The sequence below is a fragment of the Vibrio sp. 10N.261.55.A10 genome, from assembly GCF_041470825.1.
Taxonomy (GTDB): Bacteria; Pseudomonadota; Gammaproteobacteria; order Enterobacterales; family Vibrionaceae; genus Vibrio; species Vibrio crassostreae_C.
Window position 1 is genome coordinate 63,254 of sequence record NZ_JBFRNC010000060.1, and the last position, 14,864, is coordinate 78,117.

7 protein-coding genes are annotated in these 14,864 nt (G+C 47.0%); 2 read left to right on the forward strand and 5 right to left on the reverse strand.

Annotated features, from left to right (window positions below; translation table 11 throughout):
* Nucleotides 1-42: 42 nt before the first annotated feature.
* Entirely contained in the window at nucleotides 43-300 is a 258-nt protein-coding gene (locus tag AB4274_RS18535; RefSeq protein WP_065583933.1) for a hypothetical protein, read from the forward strand.
* A gap of 126 nt (nucleotides 301-426) precedes the next feature.
* On the opposite strand, the gene AB4274_RS18540 is transcribed toward AB4274_RS18535, so the two are convergent.
* From AB4274_RS18540 to AB4274_RS18560, 5 genes are all read right to left on the reverse strand, one after another.
* Nucleotides 427-957 carry a cupredoxin family protein gene (locus AB4274_RS18540; RefSeq protein ID WP_372112879.1) on the reverse strand — a complete coding sequence of 177 codons (531 nt, stop codon included), beginning with the start codon at nucleotides 955-957 and terminating at the stop codon, nucleotides 427-429.
* Nucleotides 958-1,064: 107 nt separating this feature from the next.
* On the reverse strand, nucleotides 1,065-4,208 hold the full coding sequence (locus tag AB4274_RS18545) for an efflux RND transporter permease subunit (RefSeq protein ID WP_372112880.1): 3,144 nt from the start codon (nucleotides 4,206-4,208) through the stop codon (nucleotides 1,065-1,067).
* The gene (locus AB4274_RS18550) at nucleotides 4,205-5,947 is read right to left on the reverse strand and encodes an efflux RND transporter periplasmic adaptor subunit (protein WP_372112882.1); all 1,743 of its coding nucleotides are present in this window, start codon (nucleotides 5,945-5,947) and stop codon (nucleotides 4,205-4,207) included. The genes AB4274_RS18545 and AB4274_RS18550 overlap by 4 nt, the downstream gene beginning before the upstream one ends.
* Before the next feature lie 11 nt (nucleotides 5,948-5,958).
* Nucleotides 5,959-7,401: a TolC family protein gene (locus tag AB4274_RS18555; RefSeq protein ID WP_372112890.1), complete on the reverse strand. Its 1,443-nt coding sequence runs from the start codon at nucleotides 7,399-7,401 to the stop codon at nucleotides 5,959-5,961.
* 99 nt (nucleotides 7,402-7,500) lie between these two features.
* A complete protein-coding gene (locus AB4274_RS18560) occupies nucleotides 7,501-7,965 on the reverse strand; it encodes a hypothetical protein (RefSeq protein ID WP_372112884.1) in 465 nt (154 codons plus the stop codon).
* A 234-nt stretch (nucleotides 7,966-8,199) separates the two neighbouring features.
* On the opposite strand from AB4274_RS18560, the gene AB4274_RS18565 reads away from it, so the two are divergent.
* A partial coding sequence (locus tag AB4274_RS18565) for a VCBS domain-containing protein (protein WP_372112886.1) occupies nucleotides 8,200-14,864 on the forward strand: 6,665 nt, incomplete at its 3' end.

Sequence of the window (14,864 nt, forward strand, 5' to 3'; positions counted from 1 at the left end):
GTTAATGTGCGCGCATTAGCAACAACCCATAAATAATAAAAAATGTTTAAAAGCAATGAGTTAACAATTAGCATCGAAGCAATTAATGTCGCGCTAGCAAAAGTTGAAAATGCCAATAAAATTCAGCTAGATACATTGAAAGGTTATGTGAACAGCGAGCCTGAACAGGCTGTACTGGCTTTTCGATCGCTGAATGAAGCAGAGTCAATCGATGACAAGTTTAAAAAGATCATGGCAGAGCTACCGCATCTGAGCGGCGAAGCACACCATCTGCTTGAAACTTCTATCTTGCTACAGTGACTATAAATAAAGATAAGCCTCAGCGAATCCCTCACAGCAAAACGCTTTAGGTATAAGTTAAGACTTATCTTTAATTTTCTAGCCCTCATTGAATTTCTAATTCAACAAAGCGCTATTGATTAACGTCTAAAGCGTTAACGACTTCACCATACCCGCTTCAGCGTGACCAGGAATATTGCACGCGAACTCTACGTTATTATCACCATGGAAATGCCAAAGCATCTGTTTCGCTTTGCCCGGCTTAACTGTCACTGTGCTGCCCGAGTCATGAGCGTGATTACCCATGTTTTTCATCATTTCACGGTGCTCTAGCTGCTCTAAGGCAGAACCAATCGAGAATTCGTGATCAATCTTGCCTGTATTCATCACAACAAACTGCACTACGTCATTTGGCTCTATATCGACCTTGTTTTTAAATGTGATTTTCATATCATCACTTAGCAGCACATGAACCACTTTATCGGGCTTCGCGCCTTGAGCTGGCATCCCAACTTCTGACATACCTTCCATGTCCATCATTCCATCCATATTCATCATCTTTGAATGGTCCATCTTTCCACTCGTCATCATACTGTGATCCATTTTTGAATGGTCCATTGCAGCAAACGCGGTTGCTGTAGTCAGTGTTAGAGCGATAGCAATTAGTGTCTTTTTCATCGTCGTTCCTTAGATTAATTCAGTTATTTATTTGTTAGTTTCACATGTTCATATGGTGCGCCCTTACCTACTCCTGTCTCGCAAGTAAGGGCTTTATAGTCAGTGCGTTATTTACTTGTCTCGTTTTGGCTATGCGTAATCTCACGCTGTTTCCAGAGCTTAAAGATTGCAGGCAAAACCAGTAGGGTAAGCAACAATGCCGACGCCATTCCGCCTATCATCGGCGCAGCAATTCGCTGCATCACTTCAGAGCCCGTACCTTCGCCGTACATAATTGGAATGAGGCCAATGATCACCGTAAGCACCGTCATCATCACTGGGCGAACACGCAGTCCTGCACCCTCACGAATCGCATCCGTTAAGTCTTCACTCTGAAGTTCTTGCTGGTTCTGCTCCGCATCCAATTTTTTGTAGTGCCATGCTTGGTTTAGGTAGACCAACATGATCACACCTATCTCAACAGCTACCCCGGCAAGGGCGATGAAGCCCACCCCCACTGCAATGGAGAAGTTGTAATTGAGGACATGCATCAGCCATAAACCACCCACCATTGCGAGTGGCAATGTCAGCATGATCATCATCACCTCACCGACGCGGCGGAAGCTGAAGTAGAGCAACAACATGATGATGGCGATGGTGATTGGCACAACGACACTCAAACGCTCCTTCGCACGCTCCATGTATTCGTATTGACCAGACCACGCCAATGAATAACCAGCAGGTAAGACGATTTGATCTGTAACGACTGTTTGCGCCTCTGCAACATAAGAACCAAGGTCGCGACCTTCGATGTCAACGAACACCCAACCATTAGGACGCGCGTTCTCCGTCTTAATCATTGGTGGTCCATCTTCATAGCGAATATCTGCAACATCAGACAAAGCAATTCGCGCTCCATTTGGTGTCACTAACGGCAGGTTCTGCAACTTAACGACAGAATCACGATAGCTTTGTGGATAGCGGACATTGATTGGATAGCGCTCTAGCCCCTCAACGGTTTCACCCACGTTCATGCCACCAACCGCAGTCGAAATAACCTGTTGCACTTCTTTAATGCTCAAGCCATATCGCGCAGCAGAACGACGTTTGATGTCTATCGTCACATAACGACCACCCGCAACACGCTCAGCGTAGACAGAAGCCGTACCACTCACGCTATTGAGGATGGGTTCAAGTTGAGAGCCAATGTCCTCAATCACGCTCAGATCTGGGCCTGCGATTTTGATACCAATTGGCGTTTTAATACCGGTAGCCAACATGTCGATACGGGTTTTGATTGGCATAACCCACGCATTGGTTAAGCCTGGGAACTGAATCAGATCATCAAACTCTTTACGAAGAGACTCAGTAGTGACACCGTCACGCCACTCATCTCGCGGTTTAAGCTTAATCACGGTTTCAATCATGGTTAACGGTGCAGGATCGGTTGCTGTCTCTGCTCGACCAATTTTGCCCCACGTGGTTTCGACTTCTGGAATGGTTTTGATGAGCTTGTTGGTTTGTTGCAACAACTCACGAGCCTTACCTATTGAGATACCCGGATACGTGGTTGGCATGTACATCAAATCCCCTTCGTCCAAAGGAGGGATGAACTCGCTGCCAAGCTTACTGGTTGGGTAATAAGCAGACGCCATTAAGCCAAGTGCGATAACAATCATCACCTTTGGATATTTTAGGCTGAGGTTCAGAAGCGGTTTGTACATCGCCACTAGGCTACGGTTTACTGGGTTTTTGTGTTCCGGCAGCACGTTACCGCGAATGAAGTAACCCATTAGCACAGGCACAAGCGTGATAGCCAAACCAGCGGCTGCCGCCATCGCATACGTCTTGGTAAAGGCAAGTGGCGAGAACATCTTGCCTTCTTGCCCTTCTAGCGCGAACACAGGCACAAAACTCAAGGTAATGATAATCAGAGAGAAGAATAGCGGAGCGCCAACTTCTTCTGCTGCCTTACCAATCACCTGCCAACGGTTTTTGTCAGTGAGCGGAGTCCGTTCAATGTGTTTATGAACGTTCTCGATCATCACGATGGCACCATCCACCATGGCGCCAATCGCAATCGCGATCCCGCCAAGAGACATGATATTGGCGTTAATACCCTGCCAATGCATCACAATGAATGCACCTAAGATACCAACAGGCAGACTTAGTGCGATAACCAACGACGAGCGGATATGGAACAAGAACAGCGCACACACCACGGCGACCACGATGAACTCTTCAGCCAGCTTCTTCCAAAGGTTTTCAACGGCTGAATCAATCAAAGTCGAACGGTCATAAGTCGCGACAATCTCAACACCATCAGGCAAGCCAGCTTGCAGTTCAGCGAGTTTGGATTTAACCGAGTCGATCACTTCACTGGCATTTTCACCAAAGCGCATCACGATAACGCCGCCAACCGCCTCGCCCTCACCGTTGAGTTCCGAGATACCACGACGCATTTGCGGGCCGAGGTTAATATCAGCAATGTCACCTAATAGCAGCGGAGTACCTTTGTCGGTCACTTTTAGCGGCAAAGATTGAATGTCTTCAATGCTTGTCAGGTAACCCGTCGTACGAACCATGTGCTCGGCTTCCGCAATCTCAACAACAGACGCACCGGTTTCTTGGTTACCATCTTGGATTGCCTTGTTGACTTGCTGAAGTGTTAGGTCATAAGCACGTAACTTGGCCGGATCAATCTGTACTTGGTACTGCTTCACCATGCCGCCAACGGTCGCCACTTCAGACACGCCTTCTACGGTTTGCAATTCATACTTCAAGAACCAATCTTGCAAACTACGAAGTTCCGCTAAGTCGTGCTGACCTGTTTTATCTTGCAACACGTAGCTGTAAACCCAGCCCACACCGGTTGCATCGGGTCCTAGTGTTGGCTTGGCACTCGATGGCAAGTTAGGTGCAACTTGGCTTAAGTACTCCAACACTCGTGAACGCGCCCAGTACATATCGGTATCGTCATTGAAGATGATATAGACATAGGAATCACCAAAGAACGAGTAGCCACGAACTGTTTCAGCACCCGGTACAGCTAACATGGCGGTGGTCAATGGATAGGTCACCTGATCCTCGACCACTTGTGGGGCTTGCCCCGGATAACTGGTTTTGATGATCACCTGAACATCTGACAAATCAGGAATGGCATCGACAGGTGTATTTTTAACGCTGTATAAGCCGCCAAATACGATGGCTACAGTAGCAACCAACACTAAGAAGCGGTTGCTAATAGACCAGCGAATGATTGCATTGATCATAGTTCGCCCTCACCCGTGCTATTCGTCGGTTCGAGAGATTTGAGCACATAATCAGAACCTTGCTTCGCCACTAGAAACCGAATGGTTTGACCCTCGGAAAACTCAGATAAATCAAGGTCATCACTGGCTTGGAAATTCATTTCACCCGCTTTCCAATTCCACTCAGGGACTGGCTGATGTTTTACGGTGATCATGCCAAAATCTGCCATCAACATAGTGATGTCACCCGTTACCCAAACTTCGCCAGCGATCTTGTGTTTGTTCACCTTGTAATCCACAACCTCGTACTGCCCTGACTCTGTCTTTCTCATCTCAAAGTCAATTGCCTTACCACGTTGCACGTCACTCATGTCCAAGCCTTCCACAAAGGTGAAATTCATCACCATGCCCGGCCAATCCCATTCTGGAACAGGCTGATGGTTAATCGTCACCATACGGCAGCCTTGCATAACATCGGAAATTTCACCATTTGCCCATACGGTTTCCGCTTCTTCCTCAACACCATTGATGCGTGACAGATCAGCTGATTGGCTCGATTCAGAATCCAACATGAAGTGTGCAGAAGTGACAATACTCTCACCTTGCTCTAGCCCTTGAAGCACCTCTATTTTTTCGCCAGCTTCACGACCAACCTCAATACGAGCAGAGCGATACTTGCCAGAACCTTCTGACATCACCACTCGAGTCATACCACCGGAGTGAATCACCGAAGATCTTGGGATAGTAAGAACCGCTTCATCACTAATGGGTTTCAGCGCAATATTTGCAAACATATTTGGCTTAAGCTCGCCATGGGGATTGGAGAACTTCAAACGAACGCGCAAGGTTCGAGTTTTCGGGTCCAGAATTGGGTAGACATAATCGACGTTGCCCTGCCACTCCTTACCGGGAATCGCATCCAGTGTCATTTCGGCATTGCTGCCTGATGAGATCCAGTGTGCTTGGCGCTCAAACACCTCAGCATCAACCCATACTTCGCCTAATGGGCCAGCACTGATCACCGCTTGTGCCGGTGAAAGGTAACCACCTTCTCGGATATTCAGGCTTGCGATGACACCATCGGCTGGCGCTTTTATTTCAATGGTTTGCGAAGCTTTGCCTTGTCGCGTAATAGCGCGGATTTGCGTCTTATCAACACCCAAGGTAATCAAGCGTTCAGTCGAGCCCTTGATCAAACCTTTACGACCCGTTTTATAAGCACTGATCAACTCTTCTTGAGCTTTAACAAGCTCCGGAGAATAGAGTGTGAAAAGCACATCACCTTTGTTTACCTTCTCACCCACTGCGTTGATGTAGAGCTTCTCAACCCAACCAGCTGCTCTTACGTTGGTTTGCCACAATGTACTTTCATCGAACGCCACATAACCCACGGTTTCAATCCGAGGAGACAGCGCTTCGAACTTAACTTTCGCTGTTTTGACACCCAGATTATTTTCTACCGACGAATCAATAAACACGGTTCCGGGCTTATCTTTTGCTCCGCCGTTCACATCGTCGGCATACACCGGGATAAGATCCATCCCCATTGGCGATTGACCTGGCTTATCACGCTGATAATTTGGGTCCATCGGAGCAACCCAATACAAAGGCTCATCCTTGGTTTGTTTACTTACTTCGGCGCCTGTACTCGTTGCCATTGCTGACATGTTATGTGCTGACCCAACGACAAAGTGATTCACACCAAAACCCATTGCACCACCGACCAATAAAGCGATTGTTGCTACTTTTACTGAACTCATTGTCTATTCCCTTATTGATTGGCTGTGTGTTTAGTTGCGCTTGAATTGAGTTGTGGTTGGTTTACTTGGTATTCAAAGCCACTGACTAACGCCGCCAGTTTGCTGTTAACGATGTTGAGATCGGTGATCAAACGTTGTTGCTCTAACTTAAGCGCCAGCTCATCGGTCGTTGCTAAAATGACATCGTTAAACTGAGCGGTATTGTTTTGATAGCCCCTTTCAACCGCGCTGATTCGTGCTGCGGTTTGAGGAAGCAAGGACGTTTGATAGCGATCTAATCGCTGGATCAGATTTGATCTGTCCACCAGCAATGCATTCACTTGCGCGTTCATTTGGGAAAGTAAGGTGTCTTTTTGAGATTTAGCCGCACCAACTTGATACTGAGCAGCCGATAAGTTTTTATCTTGTCGATTCCCCGTAAACAGCGGGATGTCGACTGTCAGATAAGCACTCACCAGATCAGAAGCTGGTTCACCCGCCATGTTATTGGCTTGACGGTGTGCATACATCACTTCCACCCCAAATTGTGGGGTATAAGCTTGCTCGGCTAACTCAACCTGAGTTTGATTAGAGGAAATACTGACATCGGAGATCTTAACCAAAGGATGGTCAGTCAGTAGCTGGTAGTGCTTGGTTGAATCGATATTGGTCGCTAATTTGCTTTCCAACAATGACCAATCGATTTGGTTAGTTGCATTCAGTGTGCCCTGAGAATCAAGAACCTGAGAGCCTAGCCAATCAGAACCCAACCATTCAGAAAGCTGAGAGATTAGACGACGCTGAACCTGCTGGTTTGCCTGAAGTTTCTCATCAAGCTTGCTCACTTGGAGCTGAGCATTAAGCAGATCTTGCGCTTCGCTTTTACCAATCGAGTAATTGGTTTGTACATAGTTTTCAAGCTCAACCAACAAACGACGATTTTGACGAATCACCGACTCAGCCTTTTGCTGATAACCCAACTCAAGCCAAAGCTGCGTCATGCTATTAGCAACCGTCAATTCTCTTGCGTGCACCTGCAAAGCTAACGCATCAGACTGCTGGCCTGCCTTTTTCTGTTGGAGGTTAAGCGTATCGCCACGCTCAAACTGCTGCATCAACCCTACCGATATATTGGTCATCGGGTCTTCGTCGAATTGAAAACTATCGACAGGCAAACCGCCAAATCCAACTTTTAATTTAGGATCCATTAAGGTCGAGCTGGCAATGCCCGTTTCTCGCATCGCTTGAGACTGAGCAAAGTACTGTTTGCGATTTCCATCTTCGCTTAAAGCAATCTCAATCAGTGTATTGAGTTGCTGCGTCGAGCTTGCTTGGTCATGTGCTGAAATGTGTTGAGCATTTGAAGCTGACGCCGTGGTAGCCGCGAGCGTAGCACTTGAAAACAAGGCCATAGGCAAGGTAGCAGCAACCACTAAGCTCGTGTTCATGACAAACACAGAGGTTGTTGGTGTCATATTCACAATGAATGTCCATATCTAACGCTAATTAGCGCATAAAAAAGAATGGCTTATCAGATTTATCTAACTGATAGAGCTGTATTTTTAGATATAGATTTATGCGGAAGGTGGGCGTAGCAAAGATTGAGCGCGTGCGACTTTCTGGCCAATCGTGACCGATTGAAAACGAGCTAATGAAAAGGAAAGTTGATCAACGGCTTGAACAGCCTGAATTGGATAGGGACTTGCAGAACACATTGAGGCACAGCAATCGACACTCGAACAATGGTTACCCATCATCGAGCTACCGTCTTCGCTCATTGAAGACATATCGTATTGAGCCATCAAAGCATGGGCACTCATGTTAGAGTCTTCAGCGTGTACTTTTTCACTCATCACATGACACCCTGCCATTGAATCATTAACCGAAGTACCGCTGTGGTAACAAGCCGATTTGCTCGAACCCATTTCCATCATCATTACTTCAGTCATCAAGGCTGAGGAGCTTGAGGCATAGCTAGACATCAACATCGCAATGATGCTGAAAACAATAATCCAAGTTTTTCGGAATGTGTTTGTCATAGTTTACCTTTGAATTTACAACGCAACTATAAACGTTCCCCTTAGGGTAAGGTCAATGTCATTGTGCCGATATTTACCTGACCGTTGAAAAAGTATTCATCCTCTCTTTCATCAAAACGAGATAATTCTTCGACTTTACAGTTTTTTTCTTTAAAAATTATCCAATTAGCTAGCGAAACCTCTATCTGTGTATTTTACTTAAAATAGTGCAACCACGATTCACGGATGAGAAAAATGGCTAACAAAAAAAACGTCGAAGCAAACAAGAAAAATACAGAAATCAAAAATAAGAAAAGTAACGAGCTAGAACAAAAGAAACCAACACAAAAAAAGAAGCTCAGACTGCATTCACACCTAAAAGTTAATATCCCACTTTTTCAATCACTCATGATGATTTTGCCATCATTGGCTAAACACGCTACTGCGGAAAGTATAGACAATTCCAGCGACGCTGCAGATCAAGTAACCGCAAATAACGTGACCGAAAAAGATGTCACCGATGACCATAGCAAGGCGGACTCATCAGCGGTTGCTCTCCAAGAAGCTCAGACGAGTGACAGCGACGTAAACTCCACCTTAAGTGCAAGTCATGCCGCCCATGGTTCGAGCTCTCACTTGGTTCCTTCTCATCATTTGTCGACGCTTTCTCACCCGCAAGTCCATTACATTCCTTCGGTATCGATGCCGACTATCTCCTCAGGGAGTAACGGTCAGCCGACTCATTCGAATGCGCCTACGACGCCCGCTTTACCCGTCACCTTTATGCCAGAAGTCATAAAAGGTACGTACGGAGAGCTTCATGTTGATGCAAATGGTCAATACACATTCGTATTGAATCCAAATTCTCCTCAATACATCCTGTTAAACCAGCACCAACCAGGTACTGATCATTTTGCGTTACATCTATCTAATGGCTCGAGCATCATTGTTCAGATACCGGTAACAGGTAAGCAAGACACGCCAAATATTTCTGGAGACTTAACAGGTGTGGTAACAGAAGATCACAATATTGATTCACAAGGCTTGTTACATGCGAACGGCAAAATCGATGTCATAGACCCTGACCAAAATGAAAGTTCGGTTACACCGGAAGTTATCTCAGGTAAATATGGTTCATTAACTATCGATGCTGATGGACATTGGCAGTATCAAGTTGATAACTCGCTCTCTAATGTTCAAGCTTTAACCGCAGCCACTTCACTGCGTGAAAGTTTCACAATTCACACCAAAGATGGCACACCGCAAACGATCGATATGACGATTGGCGGGAACGACGACAATGCCTTTATCACAGGTGTGGATGCAGGCACGTTAACTGAAGATTTAACGACACAAGTTCAAGGGCAGCTTTCGGTAACGGACTCTGATCTTGGAGAAGATCATTTTCAGGCATCACAAGTAACTAGCAATTTCGGTACGCTAAGCATCACCAAAGACGGTGCGTGGACATACAATTTAGACAACAATAACCCAGTAATTCAAAGACTTGGCCAAGGTTCAACTGCGACAGACATCGTCACTGTTCACTCAGCTGATGGTACAGCGCATCAAGTTATGGTTACGATTAATGGCACCAACGACCATGCGGTAATCACGAGTAGTACAGCAAATTCACCAAGTTCGTTTTTCGCTATCGGGAAAAGTAATGGCTCAAGCCAAGTTACTGAAGATAAAGACCTAACGGTTTCGGGCCAACTCAACATCACCGATATCGACTCAAAAGAGGCGCATTTTTCTAATTCCGACCTCAAGGGGACACTGGGTACTTTACACCTTAAAGACAATGGCGATTGGAGCTACGACCTAGATAATAAAAACCCAAAAGTACAGGCTCTTGGTCAAGGCTCTGCGACAACAGATATCATAACCATCCACTCCGCCGACGGCACTCCTCATCAAATTGCAATTACCGTTAACGGCACCAATGATAAAGCCGTGATAAGCGGAACCAGTGCCGGCGTGGTAACCGAAGAGTCCCAACTTCAGGCCTCGGGCACACTTGCGGTAACGGATGTGGATACCGGTGAAGCGCACTTCGCTACTTCATCCACAGGAAGTACCGATATTGCAGGCTCGTTTGGTACGCTTCATCTGACTGATACTGGCTCTTGGACGTACGATCTTGATAATACAAATCCTAACGTTCAAGCATTGGGCAAAGGAGCAACCGCTACCGACACCATCACCGTTCATTCTGCTGACGGTACACCGCATCAAGTGACTATCACAGTAAAAGGCACTAATGACGCCGCTACTGTCAGCAGTGCGACCGTTGCCATCGATGAAACCGACAAAGCGATAACCACATCAGGCACGCTAACCAGTACCGACGTGGATAATCCAGACAATGCATTCACACCGGATTCGATTACTGGCACCAATGGCGACCTGACTATTGATGCCAACGGGTACTGGGTGTTCACCGCCAACAGCGCATTTAATCAATTAAACGTCGGCGATAAAGTCGAAGAAACCTTCACGGTGTCGTCTGTTGATGGCACACCATCGACCATCAAAGTCACGATTAACGGCACTAATGACAAAGCCACTGTTAGCAGTGCGACCGTCGCTATCGATGAAACTGATAAAGCAGTCACGACATCAGGTACGTTAACCAGTATCGACGTCGATAACCCAGATAATGCGTTTACTCCGGATTCTATTTCAGGCACCAATGGCGACCTGACTATTGATACTAATGGTCATTGGGTCTTCACCGCCAACAGCGCGTTTAATCAACTGAACGTCGGCGATAAAGTCGAAGAAACCTTTACCGTCACTTCCGTTGATGGCACCCCTTCGACCATTAAAGTCACGATTAACGGTACTAACGATGCAGCGACAGTCAGTACCGCAACAGTCAGTGTGGATGAAACGGACAGCGCTATAACAACTTCTGGAACCCTCACCAGTACTGACGTGGATAACCCAGACAACACGTTTACGCCGGATTCTATTTCAGGCACCAACGGTGACCTGACTATTGATGCCAATGGTCATTGGTTCTTCACCGCTAACAGCGCGTTTAATCAATTGAATGTCGGCGACAAGATCGAAGAGACCTTCACTGTCTCGTCTATTGATGGCACAGCGTCAACGATCAAAGTGACAATTAATGGCACTAACGATGCCGCAACTGTCAGCAGTGCGACCGTTGCTATCGATGAAACCGACAAAGCAGTAACGACTTCAGGAACATTAACCAGCACCGATGTCGATAATCCGGATAATGCGTTCACTCCAGACTCCATTGCAGGCACAAATGGCGACCTCAACATTGATGCCAATGGTCACTGGGTATTCACCGCTAACAGCGCGTTTAATCAATTGAATGTCGGCGACAAGATCGAAGAGACCTTCACTGTCTCGTCTATTGATGGCACAGCGTCAACGATCAAAGTGACAATTAATGGCACCAATGATAAAGCGACGGTCAGTACCGCAACGGTCAGTGTGGATGAAACTGACAAAGCGGTAACGACATCAGGAACGTTGACCAGTACTGACGTGGATAATCCAGATAATGCATTCACACCGGATTCTATTTCAGGCACCAACGGTGACCTGACTATTGATGCTAATGGTCATTGGGTCTTCACCGCCAACAGTGCGTTTAATCAATTGAATGTCGGCGATAAGGTCGAAGAGACCTTCACGGTGTCGTCCATCGATGGCACCCCTTCGACGATCAAGGTCACGATTAATGGCACTAACGACGCCGCTACTGTCAGCAGTGCGACCGTCGCTATCGATGAAACCGACAAAGCGGTAACAACCTCAGGCACCCTAACCAGTACCGACGTAGATAACCCAGACAATGCTTTCCAGCCGGATTCTATTTCAGGCACCAACGGTAACCTGACTATTGATGCCAATGGTCACTGGAGCTTCACTGCCAACAGCGCGTTTAACCAATTAAACGTCGGCGATAAAGTCGAAGAGACCTTTACGGTATCGTCGGTTGATGGCACACCGTCAACCATCAAAGTGACGATTAACGGCACTAACGATGCAGCGACAGTCAGTACCGCAACAGTCAGTGTGGATGAGACTGATAAAGCGGTAACGACATCAGGCACGTTAACCAGTACCGATGTTGATAATCCTGATAACACATTTACGCCAGACTCCATTGTTGGAGCTAATGGCGACCTAACTATTGATGCTAATGGGCATTGGGTGTTCACCGCCAACAGTGCGTTTAATCAATTGAACGTCGGCGATAAAGTCGAAGAGACCTTCACTGTATCGTCTATTGATGGCACAACGTCAACGGTCAAAGTGACGATTAACGGCACTAACGACGCCGCTACTGTCAGTAGCGCGACCGTTGCCATCGATGAAACCGACAAAGCAGTAACGACTTCAGGAACATTGACCAGTACCGACGTGGATAATCAAGATAATGCGTTTACACCGGATTCGATTACTGGCACCAACGGTGACCTGACTATTGATGCCAATGGTCATTGGGTATTCACAGCAAGCAGCGCGTTTAATCAATTGAATGTCGGCGATAAAGTCGAAGAGACCTTCACGGTATCGTCGGTTGATGGCACACCCTCGACCATCAAAGTGACGATTAATGGCACCAACGATGCAGCGACAGTCAGTACCGCAACAGTCAGTGTGGATGAGACTGATAAAGCGGTAACTACTTCAGGAACATTGACTAGCACCGACGTGGATAACCCAGATAATGCGTTTACTCCGGATTCGATTACTGGCACCAACGGCAACCTCACCATTGGTGCTAATGGCCAATGGACCTTCACCGCCAACAGCGCGTTTAATCAGTTAAACGTCGGCGATAAGGTCGAAGAAACCTTTACCGTCTCTTCCGTTGATGGCACACCGTCGACCATCAAGGTGACGATTAATGGCACCAATGACCGCCCTACTATCTCAGGTACCTCAAGTGGCGCGGTGATCGAACAGGGCTTGAACACGGCAGGAAACCCCGATGCGACAGGGAGCTTAATCGCGACTGATATAGATAAGTCCGACACCGTTACGTGGGCAATCAATCAACCCCAAGGTCAATGGGGAACGCTGTCGATTGATCAGCATGGTCATTGGCACTATCAGCTAGACAATTCAACCGGCGGTGCCGCGGATAAACTCGCGGCTGGTGAACATCAGTCTGAATCATTCTGGATCACCGCTACCGATTCAACAGGAGCGACAGTCCCTCATAAAGTCGTTATCGATGTGCAAGGCAGCAACGACAAACCAATTGTCAGTGCGTGGACTCAGCTTCCTGCGGGTAAAGAGGATCAACCCGTAACCATCAAGGCTTCTGACTTGCTAACACATGCAAGCGATGTGGATAGTAGCGATGTATTGCACGTGACAAATTTGCAAGCGACACACGGTAGCCTGACTGATAATAAAGATGGCACTTATACCTTCACGCCAGATAAAGATTTCAATGGTGAGATTCGACTCACCTATGATGTGGTTGACGGCCATGGGGGCAGCGTCAGCACTCAAGCTAAGTTTGATCTTATCGCAACTCCAGATAACGCGATTATTACCGACGCACAAGCCAATGCAGACTTACGGGGAGTAACTGAAGATCGCGGCTATATAGATACCCACTACCAACTGCATTACGACGGCAGATTAAACATCCAAGACCCTGATAAGGGAGAGGCACAGTTTGATCCGAATATAGGCTCACAAACCTATCAAGGTATTGGCTACGACACCAAACTGGGTGGGCACATACTGCTCATGCGCGACGGTCACTACACCTATACCCTCGACAACCGCAATATACAGAACTTAGCGCAAGGCGAAGTTAAACACGATTCAGCCATTATACGCTCAGCAGATGGTACAACACACACGATAGAGCTAACGGTTCATGGTACCAACGATGCCCCAACCATCAATGCTCAGTCCCACTCAGTGACTGAAGGTGGAAGCGTTCTAAATGGACAAATGGTTGGCCAAGATATTGATACCGGTGCGGCCTTGACTTACAGCGCACCGCAGATTGATGGCTTGGTGGTTAATCCGGACGGCAGTTATAGCTTCGATCCTGCTCACTCTAGCTATCAATCGTTAGCATCAGGTGTCACGAAGACATTGACTGTTCCAGTAACAGTCACAGACGAGCATAATGCGAGCAGCACTCAAAACCTCTCAATAACGATTACAGGGGTTAATAATTCTGCCGTTATCGGCGGTGTCTATACTGGAGATGTTCATGAAGGGCATACTTATACAGCACCAGATGGTACAATGTCTGGTGGCTACGTCGATGATCGCTCACCAGATCATATGCATGGAAACATCGGCAAATTATGGAACGACGAAATACACACTGATGGTCACCTGAACATTGTTGATCCAGACTCCGGTGAAAGCCATGCCCAAACCGGCGTTTATTACGGCACTCATGGTCGTGTCATACTTCAGAGTAACGGAGATTGGAGCTACTACGCTTCCATAGGCCAAGACGCAACAGGTAGAAAGATTGATCACCTCGGCCAAGGTGAATCGATAACGGATACTGTCACCGTCAAATCGGCTGATGGCACCACTCACGATATTGTTGTCACCGTTCATGGCGATAACGACCGTCCGTATTGTTCTGGTGAAGTGCAACTGAACAGCGGTAAAGAAGATCTTGCTCAAACCATCACAGCAACCGAGCTAATCGCTAATACTGTTGACGTAGACGCCAACGATGCAGGTAAGCTCACTATCGCTAATTTGCATGCTGACCATGGCTCGATTCAAGACAATCACGATGGAACCTTCACCTTCACTCCAAGCCACAATTACAACGGCAGCGTCCACTTCACCTACGATGTGAAAGACGCGCATGGTGGTACAACACACACTGGCGCATCAACGACGCTCTCGGCTGTTGGCGATAAAGCCCAAAT